We start from the raw sequence: 21,429 nt of genomic DNA on the forward strand, positions 1-21,429 counted from the left end.
GGCCGACCGGTTCGGGCCCGGGAGGGAACCGGTGCCGCCGCGTCGACGTCCTAGTCACGGGGAGCTGACAAGACGGAGGACGAGATGCGTGGCAGAGGGTACGTCGTCGGAATGCTGGCCGTGGGCCTCCTGCTCAGCGGATGCGCCGGGCGCACCGACGGGCAGGACGCGCCGGGGGACTCGACGGTGGGGTGGGACGTGGGTGAGCCGACCGGGTTGATCGGCTCGTGGACGGTGACCGGCCTGGACGGGGCCGAACCGATCCTGCGGCTCGCCCCTGACGATCTGTCCGTCTTCGAGGACTGCGGGGTACGTCTCGGCCAGTGGCGGGCCCACCCCGACGGGCTCTTCGTGGCCAGTGTCTCCGGCGGCCTCGCCACCAGCAGGAGCGCCGGTGGTGAGTGCGCCGGTGAGACCGAGACCCCGGACTGGCTGGCCCGGGTCACCGGCTTCCGTACCGACGGTGACCAGCGGGTCCTCCTGGACGAGCAGGATCAGCAGGTGGCCCGGCTGCGGCCCGGTGCCCGCCCCAGCGCGCCGCCGGAGATGTCGGCCGAGCAGGCGGCCCCGCCGGTCGTGACCGACCAGGCGCGGCGTGACCTCGGGCCGGTCAAGGAGTTGCCGGCGGCGCTCACCGCGCCGGCCCGGGACGCGGTGCTGGGCCGGTGGGCGCCGGCCGACGGTGCCCGGGGTGGTCCCCGCGCGGCGCACGTGGAGTTGCGCGCCGACGGTGACTGGCGTGGCTCGGACGGCTGCAACGGCCAGGGTGGACGCTGGGTGCTCGGCTCGGGTGGTGCCTTCCTGGCCAGCAGCGGGCCGAGCACGTTGATCGGCTGCGACAACGTACCGGTGGGGTCCTGGCTCGACGGCGCGCGACGGATCGGGCTCGACGGCGCGGTCCTGGTGCTCTTCGACGCCCAGGGGGCGGAGACCGCCCGCCTGCACCGCGCCAGCTGAGCGCCCGACCGCACCGCGCCAGCTGAGCGGGTTGACGTCAACCTCGGTTGAGTTCCTAGCGTCGTTCTGGTCAGCACCACCGACCAGAGGGAGCACCCATGACCAGTCGACCGCTGCACGTCGCCGTCCTGCTCGGCAGCGTCCGACCGGGCCGGTTCGGGCCCGTCGTCGGCAGCTGGTTCGCCGACCGGGTCGAGGGCCGGGACGATCTCACCGTCGACCTGGTCGACCTGGCCGTCCCGGAGCAGCTCACCGCGCGACTGGCCGCCGCCGACGCGTTCGTGGTGGTGACCCCGGAGTACAACCACAGCTACCCGGGCCGGCTCAAGGAGGTCATCGACGCGCACTTCGTGGAGTGGCAGGCCAAACCGGTGGGGTTCGTCTCGTACGGCGGGCTCTCCGGTGGCCTGCGCGCGGTCGAGCACCTGCGGGCGGTCTTCGCCGAGCTGCAGGCGGTAACCATCCGGGAGACCGTCAGCTTCCACGGGGGGTCGCAGCGGTTCACCGCCGAGGGCCAGCCCCACGACCGGGCCGACTGCGACGCCGCCGCGCACCGGCTGCTCGACCAGCTCGCCTGGTGGGGACACGCGCTGCGGGACGCCCGCGCCGCCCGACCGTACGCGGCTGCCTGAGTCGCCGGTCAGCGGCGAAGTTGCGCTGACCAGGTAAGAATGGCGACATGCCGAGATCCGGACGTCAACCAAGCAGGCCACAGGCGATGCTCACCGTGGTGGTGGGCGTCGGGATGCTGATCGCCGGAGCGGTGCAGTTCGTCGGCAACGGCTTCAGTTCGTTCGGTCTGATCTGGGTGGTGATCCTGCTGGCCGTCATCGCCCGGGCCGTGTCGGCCGCGCTGCCCGGCCGCGGCGACCGGCCGACCGTCGACGGGCCACACCGGTCGGAGTTCGAGACGGCTGGTCGGCCGGGTCCCGGTGAGCCCGGCCGGCCCGGCGAGGTCGCCCCGGGCCCCGACGGCACGAGGGGTTTCGGCGGTGCCGGCCTCGGCGGGACCGACCCGGGCCGGGACGTCACGACGGGTCCGGTCCGTCGACCGGGCGTCGCCGACAGCTACGTCAGCCCGGTCCAGGAGACCGGCTCCGCCTGGTCCCGGCTCTTCCGCCGGGGCGACCGGGCCGATCAGGACCGTCGGGCCGCCCGGCCGACCGGTGACCGGCCGGACCGCCGGGACGACCGGCGGCGCGTCCAGTCGAGCCGGGTGAGTGCCCTGGTCGGCGCGGCCGTCGGGGTGGTCGTGCTGGTCGTCGGGGTGAACGTGCTGCGCGACTTCAGCCAGTTCGGCCAGTTCGGGCCGTTCGCCGCCTTCGGCGAGCGGGCCGATTCGTTCGTCGTCCTCTGGGTAGTGGTCGGGGTGAGCGTCATCGGCTTCAACCTCTGGTCGGCCTTCGCCCGCCGGGACCGCGACTGAGGCGGACCGCCCGGAGCAGCCGGAACGCCGTCGACGCCGGCCCCCGGGACCGGGGCGGCGTCGACCGCGCGCCTCAGCGCCGTACGAGGGTCAGCACTTCTTGTAGCTGTCGGTCTTCTTCCACGAGCAGGAGTCGATCTTCTTGCCGGCGGCGGTGCGCAGGTACGCGGTGTCCCCGGTGTTGTTCCAGATGTGCCAGCCGGAACCCCAGTACCGCTTACTGGCGGTGTTCTTGCCCTTGCCGCTGTAGAGCACCACGCTCGCCTTCGGCTTCAGCTTGAAGTCGCCGAAGGTGTAGACGTGGTTGGCCTTGTCCCGCACCGTCCAGGACTTCAGGCTGACCGTGCGGGAGCGCCGGTTGGTCAGCTTGACGTACTCGCCGTTGACGCTGCTGTTCGCCCGGGTGTCGGTGCCGGGCGCGTTGACGTACACCTTGGTGATCTCGATGACCGGCGCGGCCTGGGCCGGCCCGGCGGCGGTGAGCACCGTCCCGAGGCCGACGGCGACCGCCGCGGCGAAGCCGATGAACTTCCTCATGCTGTTCCCCACTGCTGGTGACCGGCCCCTGTCCGGCCGGTCGGTGCGCCACGCCGTGGCGTGGTCGGGTGAGGTTATCGACGCCCGACGTCCGCTGTGGACCGGTGCGGCCCGGCGGCGGCGATTGGACCTGCGGGGACGATCATGGTGTCCCCGATCGGTGGCCCCCACCCGCACGAACGGTCGCGTCGGCCACCAGGGTGGCCAGGTCGCGGGCGGTCCAGTGGCCGGCCACCCCCGGGCGGTCGGCCAGGTACGCGGTGATCCGCCGGGCGGGCCAGCCGTGCGCCTCGCGCAACCCGCCGGCGATCATCGCGAGGTAGACCGGGGCCGGGGCGGTCCACGGCACGTCCGCCGCCGTCCAGGGCGCGGTGAAGGTGAGCATCGGTACGCCGTCGAGCCGCCCCACCCCGAGCAGCGTCTCGTAGCGGCCGGGCCCGAGGGTGACCCGGCCGGTGGCGGCTGCCGCGACCAGATCGAGGTCGGAACCGGGCGGCCGGTACATCTCCTGCGCGGCGATGTCGGCGAACTGCCCGACGGTGACCAGGTAGGCGCGGGCCGCCGCCCGGCCGGGCAGCTGCGGATCGTAGAAGGCCATCCCGCCGGTCCAGGCCCGGGACTCGCCGGCGAAGTAGACGCCGCCGGGGATCAGCACCGGTTCGGTGCGCCGGGGCGCCCGGCCGTCCCGGCAACCCGGGTACGTCCGCCGGCCGCCGGGCGGGCAACCCCCGGTCAGGTACCAGCCGAGGCGCGCGGCGTACAGGTTCGAGCCGTAGGCGACGTACCAGACCAGCTCCACGCGGGGCCACACTACCGTCCACAGCCTGTGGATAGCACATGTGTACGACGGATGGCTGAGTACCCTTGACCAGGCCCGGTACCCCGCCGGGGCCACCCCTAGCCGGAACGACGTGTGCGTGGATCACAACCGGGTCATCCGTGACGCCACGGTCCGCCTCTCCATGGCGTCGACCGCGGTCGAGGCGTGCCAGTGGACCGTCACCACCCTCGCCCGGTACGCCCCGGCGACCGTCTCCGTCCTGCTGCACGTCCATGATCGGCTCCGCACGGTCGCGGCCACCGGCTCCTGGCAGGTCTTCTCGACCGTCCCGCCGAAGGCCGGCATCGTCGGCCGGGTGTACGCCTCCGGCCTGCCGGCGACCGTCGGCCGGGTCGCCGAGGATCCGGACTACCTGCCGGTGCACCCGGACGTGACGGCCGAGATCTGCGTACCGGTCTGCGACCCCGCGGGAAGCCCGATCGGCGTGCTCGACCTGCAGTGGCGTACCGAGGTGGAACTGGACCCGTGGCGGCGGACCGCCGAGCTGCTCGCCGCCCGGCTGGGCGCGCGGATCATGGCGCTGGGTGGCCCACCGGCGGAGAGCCGCAGCGAGAAACTCCTCCGGCACGCCACCGCGATGACCGCCGCGCAGACCGAGTGGGAGCTGCTGGGCACGGCGATCGGGGCGGCCCGGGAGGTCTCCACCCTCGCCGCGGCGATCGTGGTCCTCGGCGGTCGGGACGGCCCCCGACTCGACGCGCCGACCGGGGTGCCCGGCGAGTTGGAGGGGCGGCTGCGGGCCGAGCTGGCCGAGGCCGGTCCGGCGGCGCTCGGCCGGCTGGTCGCCCGCGCCCACCGGCACGGCGCGGCGTACACCCTGGGCGAGGCGGGACATCCGCCGACCGAGGACTACGCCCCGCTGGACCGGGCGGGGGTCCGCACCCTGATCGTGGTGCCGGTCGGGCAGCCGGACGTCGGCGGGGTGCTGCTGGTCGCCGACGGGCGACGGCTGCGCCCCGACCCGACCACGGTCAACCTGATGGAACTCCTCGCCGGCCAGGCCTGGAGCTGCCTGGATCGGCTCCGCACCCTCCACCAGCTCAGCGAGCAGGCCAACTCCGACCCGTTGACCGGGCTACGGCACACCGGCCCGTTCGGCCAGCGGATCGCCGCAGCCACCCCGGGGCGTACCGCCCTGCTGGCGATCGACGTGGACGGCTTCAAGAGCGTCAACGACACGTACGGCCACCAGGAGGGTGACCGGGTGCTGGTCGGGCTGGCCCGGGCGTTGCAGGCGGCGCTGCGCCACGGCGACGAGCTGTTCCGGATCGGTGGGGACGAGTTCGTGGCGGTGATCGAGGTGCACCGCCCGGCGGAGGCGGTCCGGATCGCCGAACGGCTTACCGAGGCGGCCCGCCGTACCGGCCGGACGATCAGCGTCGGGGTCGCCGTGGCCGAGCCCCACGAGTCCCCCGAAGCCACCCTCCGCCGCGCCGACCAGGCCCTCTACTTCGTCAAACGCAACGGCCGCGACGCCGTCCGGCTGGCCGCCGACTGACCGGCCGGTCTGCTCGGTCGGCGGCTGGGCAACGCGGCCGGCGGCTGGGCAACGCGGCCGGTCCGCGCGGTCAGCGGCCGGTGAGTTCCTTGGCGACCAGTTCGGCGATCTGGGCGGTGTTCAGGGCGGCGCCCTTGCGGAGGTTGTCGCCGGTGACGAAGAAGTCGAGGGCGCGCGGGTCGTCCAGGGCCCGCCGGAGCCGGCCGACCCAGGACGGGTCGGTGCCGACGGCGTCGATCGGCATCGGGAACTCGCCGGTCGCCGGATCGTCGACCATGATCACCCCGGGGGCGTTGCGCAGCACCTCACGGGCGCTCTCCGCGTCGACCTCGGCGGCGAAGACCGCGTGTACGGCCACCGAGTGTCCGGTCACCACCGGCACCCGGACGCAGGTGGCGGAGACCTTCAGGTCGGGCAGGCCGAGGATCTTGCGCGACTCGTTGCGTACCTTCATCTCCTCGGCCGACCAGCCGTCGTCGGCGAGCAGACCGGCCCAGGGGACCACGTTGAGCGCCAGCGGGGCGGGGAACGGACCCAGATCGTCACCGACGGCCTGGCGTACGTCACCGGGGCGGGAGCCGAGCGTCCGGTCCCCGGCGATCTTGCCGAGCTGGGTGTGCAGGGCGTCCACGCCGGCCTGCCCCGCGCCGGAGGCCGCCTGGTACGAGGCGAGCACCAGCTCGCGCAGCCCGTACTCGCGGTGCAGCGGTGCGACCGCGACGATCATCGCGAGGGTGGTGCAGTTGCCGTTGGCGATGATCCCCCGGGGCCGGTGCCGCGTCTGCCCCGGATTGATCTCGGGCACGACCAGCGGGACGTCCCGCTCCATCCGGAAGGCGCCGGAGTTGTCCACCACCACCGCGCCCCGGGTGACGGCGATCGGCGCCCAGTGCGCGGCGACCTCGTCGGGCACGTCGAACATGGCCACGTCGACGCCGTCGAAAGCCTCCGGGGTCAGCGTCTGGACGGTCAGCTCCTCGCCCCGGCAGCGCACCTGCCGCCCGTCGGAGCGGGCCGAGGCGAACAGCTTGATCTCACCCCAGACGTTGCGCCGGGCGGAGAGCAGCTGACACAGCACGGTGCCGACGGCACCGGTCGCCCCGACCACGGCCAGGGTGGGCAGTGCCGGCACGCCGCGCTACCGCCCGGTCCCGGCGTACACCACGGCTTCGGTGTCGCCGCCCAGGTCGAAGGCGTCGTGGATGGCGCGGACGGCCTTGTCGAGGTCGGTGTCCCGGCAGACCACGGAGACCCGGATCTCCGAGGTGGAGATCATTTCGATGTTCACCCCGGCGGTGCCGAGGGCGGCGAAGAACCCGGCCGCGACGCCCGGGTGCGAGCGCATGCCGGCGCCGATCAGGGAGACCTTGCCGACGTGGTCGTCGTAGAGCAGGCCCTTGAACTTGACCGGCTCCTGGATCTTGCTGAGCGCGGCCATCGCGGTCGGCCCGTCCGCCTTGGGCAGGGTGAACGAGATGTCCGTGCGGCCGGTCCCCTCGGTGGAGACGTTCTGCACGATCATGTCGATGTTGATCTCCGCCCCGGCGACCGTGTCGAAGATCGCCGCCGCGGCGCCCGGCTCGTCCGGCACCCCGACGATCGTGATCTTCGCCTCGCTACGGTCGTGGGCGACCCCGGTGATCAGCGCCTGTTCCACAGGAAGGTCCTCCATCGATCCGGTGACCATCGTGCCGGTGTTGGTCGAGTATGACGAACGGACGTGGATCGGCAACCCCGCTCGGCGCGCGTACTCCACGCTGCGCAGGTGCAGCACCTTCGCGCCGCAGGCGGCCAGCTCCAGCATCTCCTCGTAGGTGATGTCCCGGATGTGCCGGGCGTTGGGCACGATCCGCGGGTCGGCGGTGAAGACCCCGTCCACGTCGGTGTAGATCTCACAGACGTCGGCGTGCAGCGCGGCGGCGAGCGCCACGGCGGTGGTGTCCGAGCCGCCCCGGCCCAGCGTGGTGACGTCCTTGGTGTCCTGCGAGACGCCCTGGAAGCCGGCCACGATGACCACCGCGCCCTCGTCCAGCGCGCCCTTGAGCCGCCCCGGCGTGACGTCGATGATCCGCGCCCGGCCGTGCACCGAGGTGGTGATCACCCCGGCCTGCGAGCCGGTGAACGAGCGGGCTTCGTACCCCAGGTTGTGGATGGCCATGGCCAGCAGCGCCATGGAGATCCGCTCCCCGGCGGTGAGCAGCATGTCCAGCTCGCGGCCCGGCGGCAGCGGGCTGACCTGGTTGGCCAGGTCGAGCAGCTCGTCGGTGGTGTCGCCCATCGCGGAGACCACCACCACCACGTCGTCGCCGGCCTTGCGGGCGGCGACGATCCGCTCCGCGACCCGCTTGATCCGCTCGGCGTTGGCGACGGAGGATCCGCCGTACTTCTGCACCACGAGTGCCACGACGGCGCACTCCCTCCCAGCGTCCCTGAGCGTGCCGACGCCGCCGGGGTTGGGCCGGCGGCGTGGGTCGGACGCCCTCAGGGTATCGGGCGGCCCGGACCGCCGGGTCAGGTGATCCCACCATCCGGCCCGACCGGCCCATCGCCGCACCCCGCCCGACCAGCACCGCGGACTCCTGCGGTGCGATCTCGGTCACCCACCCGAACGGGTACGACACGCCGGGGCCGGGCCGGCGGTGCACCGGTGCAGCCGGCGGCGGGCGGAAGAATGGGCGGGTGTCCGCCCGCCTGGGCCCGGTACGCCGAACGGCCGGCCTGCTCACCCTCGTCCTGCCGGTGTGCCTCGCCGCGTGCGCGGCCGACCGGCCGGTGACCCCGCCACCGCCGCCGGGCGGGTCGGTCCCGGGTGACCTGGACGCGGCCCGCGACGAGCTGGCCGCACGGGCGGCGGCGGCCCAGGACCGCCACTTCACCGCCGGGTACGCCCTGCGGACGCCCGGGCACCCGGACCGCTCGGTCACCGTGACCAGCGCCGCCGACGGCACCTGGCGGGTCGACGTGACGTACCAGGTCGACCCGGCCGACATCGATCCCGCCGACACCGACCAGGTGGTTGACGTCTCCCTGGCGGCCACCGGCGACGGGCTCTACCGGTGTGTGCTGCCGTCGGCGGACCGGCTGGCCGGCTGCGTCCGGCTCGGCGACCCGACGGACGTGCTGCCGCACCGGCTCGATCCCCGGGTGCAGCACCCCTTCACCGACTGGCTGGCGGTACTCACCGACCGGCGGGCCCCACTGGCGGTCTCCCGGGCCCGGCCGCTGCCCGGCGTGACCGGGGGCTGTTACGCGGTCGAGTCGACCTCGGCGGCGTTGCTCCCCGCGCTCGACCCGGGGGTCTACTGCTACCAGCCCGACGGCACCCTCACCGCCGCCCGGACGGGTACCGGCACGTTGACCCTGGCCACGCCACCCGGGCCGGCTCCCGCCACCGTGCAACTGGCCGGGCCGGTGACCGACGCCACGCCGCTGCAGACCGGAGGTTACGGGTGGCTTTCCCCACATCCAACATAACCCCTTAATTGAGCAAAACCGGCATAAGGAACGCTTGGGGCATGGCCGACCTCACACCACTACTCGCCGTCCGCTGGAGCCCGCTCGCCTTCGACCCGACGGCGGAACTCACCGCCGCCGAAGCGTCGGCCCTGCTGGAGGCCGCCCGCTGGGCCCCGTCACACGGCAACGTCCAACCGTGGCGGTTCGCCCTGGGGCGGCGCGACGACGAGACGGGCAAGCGGATCCTGGCCAACCTGCCCGCCCGCGACCAGCGCTGGGCCCGGCACGCCGCCGCCCTGCTGGTCGCCGCCCACCTCGCCGACCCACCCGCCACCGCGCCTCCCGCCGCAACCGCAGCCCCCGGGACCGCACCGGTCGACGCGTTCGAGGCCGTGGACGCCGAGGCGTTCGAGGCCGCGCCCGTGGACGCGTTCCGGATCACACCGGCCGACGCGTTCGAGGCCGGCCAGCGACGGGCGTACGACCTGGGTCAGGCCGTCGCCCACCTGAGCGTGCAGGCGACCGCGCTCGGTCTCTACGTCCACCAGCTCGTCGACGTGGACCACGCCGGACTCGCCGCCGACCTGGACCTGCCGGCGGAGGTCCGCCCGCACGCGGTGGTGGCCATCGGCCGGCTGGGCGACCCGTTCGCCCTGCCCGCGGACCTGCTGCACCGGGAGACCGGGCTGCGCCGCCGCCACCGCGTCGCCGACCTGATGCTGCGCTGAACCCGACCCGCGTCGCGGGGAGGCCCGGTCGGGTCGCGGGTGGGGCGGGGGTACGTCCCAGATTACGGACCGGGCTACCAGAGTCCTTGGTGACGACGTAGGGTCACTTCTGTCATGTGGCAGGCGAGCCTTCTCCTTCGTTGCCGCGGCGAGGCCCCATCGGCCGGCACCTCGTCGCGGAGTTGACGCGCGCCGTCCAGCACACCGTCCTCGCGGGAGCCCCTACGCCCCGCCGTCGGCACCGACGCCGACCCACCGACGCTGACGCCACCTGACCTCCGGGAGCGACCCACCATGGCTCAACCCGCCGGCACCACCGACGCCGACACCGATCCGATCGCCCGGCAGCGCCCCAGCCGGATGCCGTACCACCGCTACCAGCCGTACCAGCAGCAGTTCCGGATCGACCTGCCGGACCGCGCCTGGCCGGGCCGGCACGTCGAGGCCGCGCCGCGCTGGTGCGCGGTGGACCTGCGCGACGGCAACCAGGCCCTGATCGACCCGATGTCCCCGGAGCGCAAGCGCCGGATGTTCCAGCTGCTGGTGCAGATGGGCTACAAGGAGATCGAGGTCGGCTTCCCGTCGGCCAGCCAGGCCGACTTCGACTTCCTCCGCCAGCTCATCGAGCAGGACCTGATCCCCGACGACGTCACCGTCCAGGTGCTCACCCAGTGCCGGGAGCACCTGATCGACCGGACCTTCGAGTCGCTGCGCGGCGCGAAGCGCGCGATCGTGCACTTCTACAACTCGACCTCGACGCTGCAACGTCGGGTGGTCTTCGGCCTGGACCGCGACGGCATCACCGACATCGCCACCACCGGGGCCCGGCTCTGCCAGAAGTACGCCGAGATCCACACTCCGGACACCGAGATCTTCTACGAGTACTCCCCCGAGTCGTACACCGGCACCGAGCTGGACTACGCGCTGGAGGTCTGCTCGAAGGTGATCGAGGTGATCGACCCGACGCCGACCCGGCCGCTGATCATCAACCTGCCGGCCACCGTCGAGATGGCCACGCCGAACGTCTACGCCGACTCGATCGAGTGGATGCACCGGCACCTGCCCCGGCGGGACAGCGTGGTGCTGAGCCTGCACCCGCACAACGACCGGGGCACCGGGGTGGCCGCCGCCGAGCTGGGGCTGCTGGCCGGCGCGGACCGGATCGAGGGCTGCCTGTTCGGCAACGGCGAACGCACCGGCAACGTCGACCTGGTCACCCTGGGGCTGAACCTCTTCTCCCAGGGCATCGACCCGATGATCGACTTCTCGAACATCGACGAGGTCAAGCGGGCCGTCGAGTACTGCAACCAGCTGCCCGTGCACGAGCGCCACCCGTACGCCGGCGACCTGGTCTACACCGCCTTCTCCGGCTCCCACCAGGACGCGATCAACAAGGGCTTCAGCGCGCTGAACGCCGACGCGGCGGCGGCCGGGGTGCCGGTCGACGAGCACACCTGGGAGGTGCCCTACCTGCCGATCGACCCGAAGGACCTGGGCCGCAGCTACGAGGCGGTGATTCGGGTCAACTCGCAGTCCGGCAAGGGCGGCGTCGCCTACATCATGAAGACCGAGCACCAGTTCGACCTGCCGCGTCGGCTGCAGATCGAGTTCTCCGGGGTGGTCCAGCAGGTCACCGACCACGCCGGTGGCGAGGTCGACCCGGACACCATGTGGCAGATCTTCGCCCGCCACTACCTGGTGACCCACCAGGAGTCGCCCGCCCTCACCCTGGTCGGCTACACGATCGGCACCGCCGACGGCAAGGTCGAGATCAGCGCCGAGATCGAGCTGGCCGGCGCGCGGCACTCCCTCGTCGCGGTCGGCAACGGCCCGATCGACGCGTACGTCAACGCGCTGCAGTCGGTGGGCGTGGCGGTACGGGTGCTCGACTACCACGAGCACGCGCTCTCCTCCGGCGGCGACGCCCAGGCCGCCGCGTACGTCGAGGGCGAGGTCGACGGTCGGACGGTCTGGGGTGTCGGCACCGACGCCAACATCGTCACCGCCTCGATCAGGGCGGTCACCAGCGCCGTCAACCGCTCCCGCACCTGAGGTGCAAGGAAGGGCCCCCTGTTAACGCTTTCGGTAGAGAAGGGTTCCCCGCTCACCGCTGCCCGTTAAGAGGGGGCCCTTCCTTCGCGGCGGGAGCGGCGGTGGTGGGGGGAGCGGGGGCGGGTGGGGGGCGGTGGACGAGGAAGGCGGCCAGCGCCGCGCCGGCCAGGAGCAGGCCGGCGCACCAGAGCAGCGCCCCCCGGTAGGCCGAGGTCAGCGCGGCGCTCTGCTCGTACCCGGTGCCGCTCAGCCCGACCAGCAGCGGCAGCGCGGCCACCGCGAGCAGGCTCCCGGCGCGGCTGGCGGCGTTGTTGAAGCCGCTGGCCACCCCGGCGAACCGGTCGGCGACGGCGGCCAGCACCGAGGCGGTCAGCGGGGCCACCACCAGGGTCAGGCCGGCGCCGAAGAGGATCACCCCGGGCAGCACGTCGGTCCAGTACGACGCGCCCGGCTCCACCCGGCGCAGCAGGAGCAGGCCGGCGGCGGCGACGACCGGGCCGACGCTGAGCGGCAGCCGGGGGCCGATCCGGGCCGACAACGCCCCCGCCCGCGAGGAGCCGAGCAGCAGCACCGTCATCGGGATGGTCGCCAGGCCGGTCAGCAGCGCCGACCAGCCCACCACGTTCTGCAGGTAGACCGAGAGGAAGAAGGTGAAGCCGCCGAGCGCGGCGTACACCACGACGGTGAAGACGTTCAGCACCGAGAAGAGCCGGCTGCGGAAGAGCCTGGTCGGCAGCATCGCGGAGTCCCCCCGATGCCGTTCCACCAGCACGAAGGTGACCGCCGCGAGCAGCCCGACCAGCACCGCGGCCACCACCGACCACGAGGCGAGGCCCCGCACCGGGGCGTCGATCAGGGCGTACGTCACCCCGCCGAGGCCGAGCGCGCCCAACACCGCACCGGTCACGTCGAAGCGCCGGTGTCCCGGCCCCCGCCCACCGGCCCGGGAGACGTTCTCGTCCCGGCTCTCCGGGATCCAGCGCATCGCCGCGAGGAAGACCGGCACGGCCAGCGGCACGTTGATGAAGAAGATCCACCGCCAGGAGAGGGTGTCGATCAGCCAGCCGCCGACGAACGGGCCGAGCGCGGTGGAGACTCCGGACAGTCCGGACCAGGTACCGATCGCCCGCGCCCGGTCGTCGGGGTGGAAGCTGGCCTGGAGCACCGAGAGCGAGCCGGGGGTGAGCAGCGCGCCGCCGGCGCCCTGCAGGAACCGGGCCGCGATCAGCCACTCGGTACCCTGGGCCAGGCCACACAGCATCGAGGCGACGGCAAACCAGAGTACGCCGAGCAGGAACACCCGCCGCCGGCCGAACCGGTCGCCCAGTGCCCCGCCGAGCAGCACGAACGCGGCCAGCATCAACAGGTAGCCGTTTACCGTCCACTGCAGACCGGCCACGGTGGCACCGAGATCGGCACCGAGCCGGGGCAACGCGACGTTGACCACGGTGCTGTCCAGGAAGACCATCCCGGAGGCGAGGATCGCCGCGAGCAGCGCCCCCCGTCCGGCGGAGGTGCCCATGCGGAGTGCGGGAGCGGAAGCCATGGTTACCAATCTGCCTCGACGCGGGTACTGAGACGCCAGAAAACGCCGAATCCGGCAGCCCGGGGTACTGTGCGGGATCGCCGGGAGCACGCAAGCTGGAGGGGTGTCGTCTGTGCGTACCAGATCAGGACCGCGGGTAGCGGTCGCGGCCGCGCTGGCGGCGGTGCTCGCCCTGGGCACCGCCGGTTGTGTGGCCATCGAGGAGTCGGGGGCGGACCCCTCGCCCAGCAGCGGCGGTGGCGGCGGTAACGCCACCGCGCAGCTCGGCGAGCTGACCGTGGCCAGTGCCGGCTCGATGAAGGGCTACAGCCGGAGCCGGTTCCCCCACTGGCGCAGCACCGGCAAGAACTGCGACGTCCGCGACACCGTGCTGGAACGAGACGGCCGCGACATCAAGCACTCCGGCTGCAACGTGGTCGGTGGCAGCTGGGAGAGCGTGTACGACGGCCGGAGCTTCTCCGACCCCTCCGACGTGGACATCGACCACATGGTCCCGCTGGCCAACGCCTGGCGCTCCGGTGCCGACGAGTGGGACGACAAGAAGCGTGGCGACTTCGCCAACGACCTGGACCGACCGCAGCTCTTCGCGGTTTCCGCCAGCTCGAACCGGGCAAAGGGTGACCAGGATCCGTCCCAGTGGGAGCCGCCGAGCCAGTCGTACTGGTGCACGTACGCCGAGGACTGGGTGGCGGTGAAACACCACTGGGAGCTCTCGGTCACCAGCGCCGAGAAGGACACCCTCGCCGACATGCTGAAGGGGTGCTGATGGGGGACCAGAAACCGGACACCGCGGCTGACACACCGAGCCCGACGGAGGCCGACGCACCGAGCCCTGCGGCGGCCGACCCGTCCGGCCGGACGGCGGCCGACCCACCGAGCCGGACGGCGGACATCGTGGCCGGGCCGGGCGGGGTGATGACCGACGAGGTGGGTGTGGTCACCGGTGAGCTGACCCTGCGCACCGAGTACGCCGACGGCCAGGTCACCCTGCACGTGCAGTACCGGGAGGCCGACGAGTGGTACGTGGTGACCGGTGGGCGGGCCCCGCTGGCCGACCCGGCCGCCCTGGACGCGGTGCACACCATCGCGGTCGGCCTGCTCGACCGCCCCGAGGGCTGAGCGGCCGCTGCCCCGATCGCCCACCGGGCCGCCGCCGATCTCAGCCCGGCCGGGTCGATCTCAGCCCGGCCGGGCGCCGGTCAGACGTACGAGCCGGGCTCGGTGGGCGCGGAGACGACCGACGGGTCCTCGCCCTCGTCCGCCGGGCGGGTGAGCTGCGGGCGTACCTGGTGCGGACGCAGCTCGCCGCTGGCGATCGGCTCGGCCCAGTGGCAGGCCACCCGGCTGCCGCCGATGTCCCGCAGTGCCGGCCGCTCGTCGGCGCACCGGGTCGGCTGGGCCCACGGGCAGCGGGTGTGGAACCGGCACCCGCTCGGCGGATTCGCCGGGGAGGGCAGGTCACCGGAGAGCAGGATGCGCTCCCGGTTGTCCTCCACGTCCGGGTCGGGCACCGGCACCGCCGACATCAACGCCCGGGTGTACGGGTGCAGCGGCTCGGTGTACAGCCGGTCGCTCGGCGCCTCCTCGACCAGTGCGCCCAGGTACATCACGCCGACGGTGTCGGAGATGTGCCGGACCACCGCCAGGTCGTGCGCGATCACCAGGTACGTCAGCCCGAGGCTGTCCTGGAGTTCGTCGAGGAGGTTCACCACCTGGGCCTGGATCGACACGTCAAGCGCGGAGACCGGCTCGTCGGCGACGATCAGCTCCGGCCCGAGCACCAGCGCCCGGGCGATGCCGATGCGCTGACGTTGCCCGCCGGAGAACTCGTGCGGGTAGCGCGACAGCGCCCAGCGGGGCAGCCCCACCGCGTCCAGGGTCTCGCCGATGATCCGTCGGCGTTCGTCCCGGTTGCCGCCGATGCCGTGCGTCTGCAGGCCCTCGGTGAGGATCGACTCGACGTTCTGCCGGGGGTCCAGGCTCGACATCGGGTCCTGGAAGATCATCTGCATCCGGCGGCGCATGGTGCGCAGCTTCCCCGCCGGCAGGGTGGTCAACTCGGTCCCGTCGAAGTTCACCTCGCCGCCGGTGGGCGGGGTGAGCTGCAACAACGCCCGACCGAGCGTGGACTTGCCACACCCGGACTCGCCGACCAGCCCGTACGTCTTGCCGCGCGGAATGCTCAGGTCCACCCCGTCGACGGCCTTGACGTGCCCGACGGTCCGGTCGAAGAGCACCCCCCGCCGGATCGGGAAGTGCACCTTCAGGTCCCGTACCTCGACGAGGATGTCGTTCCCGGTCACGGCTTCTCCTCCTCGCGCTGTGCGGGCACCGCCGGCGCGCTCTCCTCCGCCACCGGCCCGCCGGCCGCCGGCCCGGTGGTGACCGGTCCGTCGGCGGCCGCTGCGGAGCCGGTGCCGGCAGCCGGCCTGGTGACAGCCGGCCTGCTGCCGGGCAGCGGGGCCGGGTTGACGCAACGGTAGGCATGGTCGTCCTGGGTGGGCACCATGGCCGGCGGCCCGCCCACGCACTCGTCGGTCCGGCGCTCGCAGCGCGGGGCGAACGCGCACCCCTGCGGCCAGGGCAGCAGGTCCCGGACCGAGCCGGGGATCGGGTTGAGCCGTTCGCCGCGCCCGGCGTCCAGGCGCGGCACCGAACCGAGCAACCCCACCGTGTACGGATGCCGGGGCTGGCGGAACAGCGGACGACGGCGGGCCGTCTCCACCACCCGCCCGGCGTAGAGCACGTTGATCGTGTCGCACATCCCGGCGACCACGCCCAGATCGTGGGTGATCATCACCAGCGCGGTGCCCGACTCCCGGACCAGGTCCTTGAGCAGCTCCAGGATCTGCGCCTGGATCGTCACGTCCAGCGCGGTGGTCGGCTCGTCGGCGATCAGCAGCCGGGGCTGGCAGGCCACCGCCATCGCGATCAACGCCCGCTGCCGCATCCCACCGGAGAGCTGGTGCGGGTACTCCTTCAACCGGCGGCGCGGGTCCGGGATGCCTACCCGGTCGAGCAGCTCGGCGGCCTCCTTCTGGGCGGCCTCGCCCTTCATCCCCCGGTGCCGCCGGAGCACCTCGGTCACCTGCAACCCGATCGGGATGACCGGGTTCAGCGAGGAGAGCGGATCCTGGAAGATCATCGCCACGTCCCGGCCCCGGATGTCCCGGCGGGACCGGTCGTCGAGCCGGAGCAGGTCGGTGCCGTCGAAAACCGCCCGCCCGCCGACGCTCAGGCCGGGCTGCTTGGGCAGCAGACCCATGAGGGCCAGCGACGTCACGCTCTTGCCGCAGCCGGACTCGCCGACCAGGCCGACCACCTCACCGGTGTCGACCGAGAAGGAGACCCCGTCCACCGCGTGCACGGCCCGCTGCCCCCGACGGGCGAACGTGACCGAAAGGTCGTCCACTTCGAGCAGTGCCATTATCGACCTTCCGTTCGCGACTGCGGGGCTCCGCTGCGCTGCACTCCTCGCGCTTCACACATGCCGACCTACTTCCGCAGTTTCGGGTCGAGGGCCTCGCGCATCGCCTCACCGAGCAGGGTGAACCCGAGCGCGGTGATGATGATCGCGACCGCCGGGTAGATCGCCAGCGCCGGCCGGATACCGAGGTACGGCTGCGCGTCGGCGAGCATCACCCCCCACTCCGGTACGGACGAGTCGGGGTTGCCCAGGCCCAGGAAGGAGAGCGCGGCGGCCTCGATGATGGCGGTGGCCAGCGTCAGGGTGGCCTGCACGATCACCGGGGCGAGCGAGTTGGGCACCACGTGGGTCAGGGCGATCTTCGACTTCTTCACGCCGAGCGAGGTGGCCGCCAACACGTAGTCACTGTTGGCCTGGGAGATCATCGAGCCGCGCAGCAGCCGGGCGAAGACCGGCACCGACACCACGCCGACGGCGATCATCACGGTGGTCAGGCTGGCCCCGAGCAGGGCCGCGATGCTCACCGCGAGCAGCAGGCTGGGCAGGGCCAGCAGCATGTCGATGAAGCGCATCAGGGTGCTGTCGATCCAGCGTCCCCAGCGGCCGCCCAGCCCGGCGGCGGCACCGGCGACCCCGCCGATCAACGCGCCGACGGCCAGTCCGATCAGGGTGGAGACCACCCCGACCAGCAGGGTCTGCCGGGCGCCGACGACCATCCGGCTGAACACGTCCCGGCCCTGGTGGTCGTAGCCGAACCAGTGTTCGGAAGAGGCACCGGGGATGATGCCCTGCCCGGAGCGGACCAGCCCCTCCCGGATGCCGATGGAGTCGGTCGGCCCGTACGGCACGAAGAAGGGCCCGACCAGCGCGACCAGGATGAAGATCGCCAGGATGACCGCGCCGATGATCGCGGCCGGGTTGCGGCGCAGCCGGCGGAACGCCTCCTGCCAGAGGCTGACCCCGCGCTCGTCGTCGCGGACGGCCGCCAGCTCGGCGAGCCGGTCGATCTTCTCGCCCTTTTTGCGGCCCAGGTTGACGGTCATCGCACTCTCACCCTCGGGTCGATCAGGCTGTAGGAGAGGTCGACCAGGAGGTTCACCAGCACGTACACCACCGCGATGATCATGATGAAGCCCATCAGCACCGGGTAGTCACGCTGGCTGATCGAGTCGGCGACGAACGCCCCGATGCCGCTGAAGGCGAAGACCGTCTCGGTGAGCACCGCGCCGGAGAGCAGACCACCGGTGAGCAGGCCGATCGAGGTGACCACCGGCAGCATCGCGTTGCGCAGCACGTGCCGGCGACGGACGGTGTTCTCGGTCAGGCCCTTGGCCTCGGCGGTGCGTACGAAGTCCTCGTTGAGCACCTCCAGCACGCTGGCCCGGGTGATCCGGACGATGATCGCCAGGGGGATGCTGGCCAGCGCGACGCCCGGCAGCACCAGGTGCCAGATCGCGTCGGCGGCGGCGTCCCACTCCCGGGTCATCAGCCCGTCGAGGACGAAGAAGTTGGTGATCCGGGTGGCCCCGATCGTCGGGTCCTGCCGGCCGCTGGACGGGAACCAGTTCAGGTTCTCCGCGAAGATCGCCTTCAGCACGTACGCCAGGAAGAAGACCGGGATGCAGATGCCGATCAGCGAACCGCCCACCGAGGCGTGGTCGAGGAACCGGCCGCGACGCCGGGCGGCCAGGTAGCCGAGCGGGATGCCGACGCCGATGGCGAGCACCATGGCCATCACGGTCAGCTCGACGGTGCCCGGGAACCGCTCGATGAACTCGGTGGTGACCGCCCGCTTGGTGGCCGTCGAGGTGCCCAGGTCCAGCCGGATCATCCGGCGCAGGAAACGGAAGTACTGCACCATGATCGGCTCGTCGAGACCCAGGTTGCGCCGGATCTCGGCGCGCATCTCGGGGGTGCCCCGCTCGCCGAGGATGGCGGTCTCGGGGCCGCCGGGCAGTCGCCGCAGCCAGATGAAGAGCAGGATGGAGAGCCCGAACAGCGTCGGTATCAGCTGTAGCAGGCGTCTGACGATGAACCGGAACACGGGCGGCCTCGAAAGGTGTACGGCGGGCTGCGGGCGGGCGCTGTGGTCCAGCGCCCGCCCGCGTCACCTGCCTCAGGTCAGGACTTGAACTCGGCCGTGGCGAACCGCTCGTCGGTGAGCGGGCTCGCCGTCACCCCGGTCACGTCCTTGCCGAGCACGATCGCCGGCGGCGAGTGCGAGATCGGCACACCGGGGAGGAAGTCCATGATGGTCTTGTTGATCGCCTTGTACTTCTCCGTCCGGGCCGCCGGGTCGGCGGTCGAGTCGGCGTCCTTGAACTGCTCGAAGAGCGCGGCGTTGGTGAAGCCCCACTCGTCCTTCTTGCGGTCGAAGAAGGTGCCGATGAAGTTGTAGCCGTCGCCGTAGTCACCGGTCCAGCCGAGGAAGTGCAGGTCGTGGTTCTTCCCGGAGGTGGTGGCGTTGAGGTAGTCCGGGCTCCACTTGAGCGGAATCGCCTCGATGGTGATGCCGACCGCCTTCAGGTCCGCCGAGAGCAGCTCGAAGAGGTCCTTCGGGTTCGGCATGTACGGCCGGGTGACCTCGGTCGGGTAGTGGAACTTCAGGGTCAGGTTCGACGCGCCCGCCTCGGCCAGCAGCTGCTTGGCCTTCTCCGGGTTGTAGTCGTACTTGGTGACGTCGCCGTTCCAACCCTCGACGGTGTCGGGGAAGAAGTTCACCGCGACCTGCGCGCCCGGGGGCAGCTTCGAGTCGACGAGCGCCTGCCGGTTCAGCGCGTGGGCGATCGCCTGCCGGACCTTCAGGTCGGCCAGCTTCGGGTTGCCCGACTGGTTGATGGCCAGGTAGAGGATGTTGAACGCCGGTCGGGTGAGCATGTTGAAGCCCTCACCCTTGAGCGGCTCGACGTCGGCCGGGCCGACCAGGTCGTAGCCCTGGATGTCACCGGAACGCAGCGCCTGCTTGCGGGCGTTCTCGTCCGAGATGGTCTTGAAGATGAGGGTCTTCAGCTTGGCCTTGTCGCCCCAGTAGTCCTCGTTGCGCTCGATGGTGAGCGTCTTGTTGGCCACGTCCCAGGCCTTGAACTTGAACGGGCCGGTGCCGGTCGGGTGCTCCAGCGCGTACGAGGGGTACTTGATGTCCTCGGCGGTGCCGGTGACGTCGCTGGCCTTGTACTCCTCCAGCGCCTTCGGGCTGTGGATGGAGAACGACGGCAGCATCAGCGCGGCCGGGATCTTGCTGGAGACCCGGGTGAAGGCCAGGTCCACCGTGGTCGGGTCGGTCGCGGTGCAGGACTTGAAGAGGCTCTCGCCGAGGTCCGGGCTCTCGTTCTGGGCGTAACCACCCATCACGTCCTGCCAGTAGGCGGTGACGTCGGGGCTCTGCATCAGGCCCTTGGCGTTGTACCACCGGTTGAAGTTGACGCAGACCGCCTCGGCGTTGAAGTCGGTGCCGTCGTGGAACTTCACCCCGGAGCGCAGCTTGAAGGTCCACACCGTGCCGGTGGAGTCGGGCGTCCAGGACTCGGCCAGGCCGGGGCTGGGCTTGGTGCCGCCGTCCTCGGCGCGGATCAGCGTCTCGAACACCTGACGGGCCACCCGCAGCGACTCGCCGTCGCTGGCGAGGCTGGGGTCGAGCACCTTCGGGTCGCCGGCGACGCCGAAGACCAGGGTGTCCTTCTTGCTTCCGCTGGAGCCTTCCTCACGGTCGCTCTCGGCACAGCCTGCTACCGCGAGGGCCGCGACCGCGATGGCCGCCACGGCGACCTTCGGCCTGCTTGCACGCATGGTGCTTTCACCTCGTCCTTGGGGGTACGGGACAACGTGGTGACAGGGGTCACCGATGGCGGAGACCTTAGCCTTCGTTTGGACCGACGGGAAACTGGCGGTAGCCGCTTTGGTATCGGATCGTGTCCCAACCCGGCGTGCAGATTAGATCCTTCGGCGAAGGCGGCGATTCGCCGAAGGATCCGAGGTCGCGATGCGAAACTGTTACGTCGAGTAGGCCCGCTCGGCCGGCGGGTGTCAGATCGTCGGGATCGACGTCAGACGACCCGGCGGCCCTCGAACGCCCGGCCCAGGGTGATCTCGTCGGCGTACTCCAGGTCACCGCCGACCGGCAAACCGCTGGCCAGCCGGGTCACCGAGATCCCCATCGGCTTCACCATCAACGCCAGGTACGTCGCCGTCGCCTCGCCCTCGGTGTTCGGGTCGGTGGCGAGGATCAACTCCCGCACCGCCCCACCGCCCAGCCGGGTCATCAGCTCCCGGACCCGCAGGCTGTCCGGGCCGATCCCCTCCAGCGGGTTGATCGCGCCGCCGAGCACGTGGTAGCGGCCCCGGAACTCGCCGGTCCGCTCGATCGCCACCACGTCCTTCGGCTCCTCGACCACACAGAGGACCTCATCGGTACGCCGTGGGTCGCGGCAGATCCGGCACTGCTCCGACTCGGCCACGTTGTAGCAGCTGGTGCAGAACCGCACCAGCTCCTTGACCTTGCGCAACGCGCCGGCCAACCGGTTGACGTCGGCCGGATCCGCCGACAGGACGTGAAAGGCGATCCGCTGGGCGCTCTTCGGTCCCACCCCCGGCAACCGGCCCAACTCGTCGATCAGGTCCTGGATCGCACCCTCGTACATCGTGTCGGCTCAGAACCCGGGCAGCCCGAGGCCGCCCATGCCCCCGGCGACCGGCCCCATCTTCTGCTCGGTCAACTCCCGGGCCGCCTCGTTGGCGTTGCGGATGGCCGCGAGAACCAGGTCCTCCAGGGTCTCCACGTCCTCCGGGTCCACGGCCTTCGCGTCGATCCGGATGCCCTTCAGCTCGCCGGAGCCGGAGACCGTCGCGGTGACCAGCCCGCCGCCGGCCGTGCCGGTCAGCTCCGCCTCGGCCAGCTCCGCCTGGGCCTGGGCGATCTGCTGCTGCATCTTCTGCGCCTGCTTCAGCATCTGCTGCATGTTCGG

The 21,429-nt window shown here is 71.9% G+C and carries 21 protein-coding genes; 9 read left to right on the forward strand and 12 right to left on the reverse strand.

Annotated features, from left to right (window positions below):
* Positions 1–84: 84 nt before the first annotated feature.
* The 3 genes from ACN28G_RS24330 to ACN28G_RS24340 all read left to right on the forward strand — a co-directional run bounded on the left by ACN28G_RS24330 (position 85) and on the right by ACN28G_RS24340 (position 2,383).
* A complete protein-coding gene (locus ACN28G_RS24330) occupies positions 85–957 on the forward strand; it encodes a hypothetical protein (protein WP_139135793.1) in 873 nt (290 codons plus the stop codon).
* A gap of 98 nt (positions 958–1,055) precedes the next feature.
* Positions 1,056–1,589, forward strand: coding sequence for an NADPH-dependent FMN reductase (locus ACN28G_RS24335; RefSeq protein WP_421480397.1), 534 nt, complete (start codon positions 1,056–1,058; stop codon positions 1,587–1,589).
* A gap of 47 nt (positions 1,590–1,636) precedes the next feature.
* Complete coding sequence (locus tag ACN28G_RS24340) at positions 1,637–2,383, forward strand: hypothetical protein (RefSeq protein ID WP_421480398.1); 747 nt, start codon at positions 1,637–1,639, stop codon at positions 2,381–2,383.
* A gap of 90 nt (positions 2,384–2,473) precedes the next feature.
* Here ACN28G_RS24340 and ACN28G_RS24345 read toward each other — a convergent pair whose 3' ends face one another.
* Both ACN28G_RS24345 and ACN28G_RS24350 read right to left on the reverse strand, forming a co-directional pair.
* A complete protein-coding gene (locus tag ACN28G_RS24345) occupies positions 2,474–2,920 on the reverse strand; it encodes a lamin tail domain-containing protein (RefSeq protein WP_091445236.1) in 447 nt (148 codons plus the stop codon).
* A gap of 142 nt (positions 2,921–3,062) precedes the next feature.
* Positions 3,063–3,719, reverse strand: coding sequence for a histone deacetylase (locus tag ACN28G_RS24350; protein ID WP_421480399.1), 657 nt, complete (start codon positions 3,717–3,719; stop codon positions 3,063–3,065).
* Between the two features lie 118 nt (positions 3,720–3,837).
* Here ACN28G_RS24350 and ACN28G_RS24355 point away from each other — a divergent pair, with 118 nt between their 5' ends.
* Positions 3,838–5,259 (forward strand): diguanylate cyclase, encoded by a 1,422-nt coding sequence (locus ACN28G_RS24355; RefSeq protein ID WP_091447628.1) that lies wholly within the window; start codon positions 3,838–3,840, stop codon positions 5,257–5,259.
* 70 nt (positions 5,260–5,329) lie between these two features.
* Here the strand turns inward: ACN28G_RS24355 and ACN28G_RS24360 are convergent, their stop codons facing one another.
* Positions 5,330–6,391 carry an aspartate-semialdehyde dehydrogenase gene (locus tag ACN28G_RS24360; RefSeq protein ID WP_091445238.1) on the reverse strand — a complete coding sequence of 354 codons (1,062 nt, stop codon included), beginning with the start codon at positions 6,389–6,391 and terminating at the stop codon, positions 5,330–5,332.
* Between the two features lie 6 nt (positions 6,392–6,397).
* Positions 6,398–7,663, reverse strand: a complete 1,266-nt coding sequence (locus tag ACN28G_RS24365; RefSeq protein WP_091445240.1) for an aspartate kinase — start codon at positions 7,661–7,663, stop codon at positions 6,398–6,400.
* A gap of 275 nt (positions 7,664–7,938) precedes the next feature.
* On the opposite strand from ACN28G_RS24365, the gene ACN28G_RS24370 reads away from it, so the two are divergent.
* The 3 genes from ACN28G_RS24370 to leuA all read left to right on the forward strand — a co-directional run bounded on the left by ACN28G_RS24370 (position 7,939) and on the right by leuA (position 11,495).
* A complete protein-coding gene (locus tag ACN28G_RS24370; RefSeq protein ID WP_139135795.1) occupies positions 7,939–8,733 on the forward strand; it encodes a hypothetical protein in 795 nt (264 codons plus the stop codon).
* 41 nt (positions 8,734–8,774) lie between these two features.
* Positions 8,775–9,443, forward strand: a complete 669-nt coding sequence (locus ACN28G_RS24375) for a nitroreductase family protein (protein WP_421480400.1) — start codon at positions 8,775–8,777, stop codon at positions 9,441–9,443.
* 294 nt (positions 9,444–9,737) lie between these two features.
* On the forward strand, positions 9,738–11,495 hold the full coding sequence (leuA, locus tag ACN28G_RS24380) for a 2-isopropylmalate synthase (protein WP_091445246.1): 1,758 nt from the start codon (positions 9,738–9,740) through the stop codon (positions 11,493–11,495).
* A gap of 52 nt (positions 11,496–11,547) precedes the next feature.
* On the opposite strand, the gene ACN28G_RS24385 is transcribed toward leuA, so the two are convergent.
* Complete coding sequence (locus ACN28G_RS24385) at positions 11,548–13,041, reverse strand: DHA2 family efflux MFS transporter permease subunit (RefSeq protein ID WP_421480401.1); 1,494 nt, start codon at positions 13,039–13,041, stop codon at positions 11,548–11,550.
* A gap of 112 nt (positions 13,042–13,153) precedes the next feature.
* Here ACN28G_RS24385 and ACN28G_RS24390 point away from each other — a divergent pair, with 112 nt between their 5' ends.
* Together ACN28G_RS24390 and ACN28G_RS24395 are read left to right on the forward strand one after the other, a co-directional pair.
* Positions 13,154–13,807 (forward strand): HNH endonuclease family protein, encoded by a 654-nt coding sequence (locus tag ACN28G_RS24390; RefSeq protein ID WP_421480402.1) that lies wholly within the window; start codon positions 13,154–13,156, stop codon positions 13,805–13,807.
* Entirely contained in the window at positions 13,807–14,160 is a 354-nt protein-coding gene (locus ACN28G_RS24395; RefSeq protein ID WP_421480403.1) for a hypothetical protein, read from the forward strand. The genes ACN28G_RS24390 and ACN28G_RS24395 overlap by 1 nt, the downstream gene beginning before the upstream one ends.
* An 80-nt stretch (positions 14,161–14,240) precedes the next feature.
* Here the strand turns inward: ACN28G_RS24395 and ACN28G_RS24400 are convergent, their stop codons facing one another.
* The 7 genes from ACN28G_RS24400 to ACN28G_RS24430 all read right to left on the reverse strand — a co-directional run bounded on the left by ACN28G_RS24400 (position 14,241) and on the right by ACN28G_RS24430 (position 21,423).
* Positions 14,241–15,344, reverse strand: a complete 1,104-nt coding sequence (locus tag ACN28G_RS24400; protein ID WP_091445252.1) for an ABC transporter ATP-binding protein — start codon at positions 15,342–15,344, stop codon at positions 14,241–14,243.
* Positions 15,341–16,468, reverse strand: a complete 1,128-nt coding sequence (locus ACN28G_RS24405; RefSeq protein WP_421480404.1) for an ABC transporter ATP-binding protein — start codon at positions 16,466–16,468, stop codon at positions 15,341–15,343. Before ACN28G_RS24405 ends, ACN28G_RS24400 begins: the two co-directional genes overlap by 4 nt.
* A 68-nt stretch (positions 16,469–16,536) precedes the next feature.
* Positions 16,537–17,511 carry an ABC transporter permease gene (locus ACN28G_RS24410; protein ID WP_421480405.1) on the reverse strand — a complete coding sequence of 325 codons (975 nt, stop codon included), beginning with the start codon at positions 17,509–17,511 and terminating at the stop codon, positions 16,537–16,539.
* Positions 17,508–18,512, reverse strand: coding sequence for an ABC transporter permease (locus ACN28G_RS24415; protein WP_091445257.1), 1,005 nt, complete (start codon positions 18,510–18,512; stop codon positions 17,508–17,510). The genes ACN28G_RS24410 and ACN28G_RS24415 overlap by 4 nt, the downstream gene beginning before the upstream one ends.
* A gap of 77 nt (positions 18,513–18,589) precedes the next feature.
* Entirely contained in the window at positions 18,590–20,254 is a 1,665-nt protein-coding gene (locus ACN28G_RS24420; RefSeq protein WP_091445258.1) for an ABC transporter substrate-binding protein, read from the reverse strand.
* A 257-nt stretch (positions 20,255–20,511) separates the two neighbouring features.
* Entirely contained in the window at positions 20,512–21,105 is a 594-nt protein-coding gene (recR, locus tag ACN28G_RS24425; protein WP_091445260.1) for a recombination mediator RecR, read from the reverse strand.
* A gap of 9 nt (positions 21,106–21,114) precedes the next feature.
* Complete coding sequence (locus ACN28G_RS24430; protein WP_217628957.1) at positions 21,115–21,423, reverse strand: YbaB/EbfC family nucleoid-associated protein; 309 nt, start codon at positions 21,421–21,423, stop codon at positions 21,115–21,117.
* Positions 21,424–21,429 lie beyond the last annotated feature (6 nt).

The organism is Micromonospora sp. WMMA1923 (assembly GCF_049179195.1).
Lineage (GTDB): Bacteria > Actinomycetota > Actinomycetes > Mycobacteriales > Micromonosporaceae > Micromonospora > Micromonospora yangpuensis.

Bases quoted from the DNA above. Each gene is read 5' to 3' on its own strand.
- ACN28G_RS24330 (WP_139135793.1), top strand. From the start codon at position 85: ATGCGTGGCAGAGGGTACGTCGTCGGAATGCTGGCCGTGGGCCTCCTG.
- ACN28G_RS24335 (WP_421480397.1), top strand. From the start codon at position 1,056: ATGACCAGTCGACCGCTGCACGTCGCCGTCCTGCTCGGCAGCGTCCGA.
- ACN28G_RS24385 (WP_421480401.1), bottom strand. From the start codon at position 13,041: ATGGCTTCCGCTCCCGCACTCCGCATGGGCACCTCCGCCGGACGGGGG.
- ACN28G_RS24395 (WP_421480403.1), top strand. From the start codon at position 13,807: ATGGGGGACCAGAAACCGGACACCGCGGCTGACACACCGAGCCCGACG.
- ACN28G_RS24410 (WP_421480405.1), bottom strand. From the start codon at position 17,511: ATGACCGTCAACCTGGGCCGCAAAAAGGGCGAGAAGATCGACCGGCTC.
- ACN28G_RS24405 (WP_421480404.1), bottom strand. From the start codon at position 16,468: ATGGCACTGCTCGAAGTGGACGACCTTTCGGTCACGTTCGCCCGTCGG.
- recR (WP_091445260.1), bottom strand. From the start codon at position 21,105: ATGTACGAGGGTGCGATCCAGGACCTGATCGACGAGTTGGGCCGGTTG.
- ACN28G_RS24420 (WP_091445258.1), bottom strand. From the start codon at position 20,254: ATGCGTGCAAGCAGGCCGAAGGTCGCCGTGGCGGCCATCGCGGTCGCG.
- leuA (WP_091445246.1), top strand. From the start codon at position 9,738: ATGGCTCAACCCGCCGGCACCACCGACGCCGACACCGATCCGATCGCC.
- ACN28G_RS24345 (WP_091445236.1), bottom strand. From the start codon at position 2,920: ATGAGGAAGTTCATCGGCTTCGCCGCGGCGGTCGCCGTCGGCCTCGGG.
- ACN28G_RS24430 (WP_217628957.1), bottom strand. From the start codon at position 21,423: ATGCAGCAGATGCTGAAGCAGGCGCAGAAGATGCAGCAGCAGATCGCC.
- ACN28G_RS24340 (WP_421480398.1), top strand. From the start codon at position 1,637: ATGCCGAGATCCGGACGTCAACCAAGCAGGCCACAGGCGATGCTCACC.
- ACN28G_RS24375 (WP_421480400.1), top strand. From the start codon at position 8,775: ATGGCCGACCTCACACCACTACTCGCCGTCCGCTGGAGCCCGCTCGCC.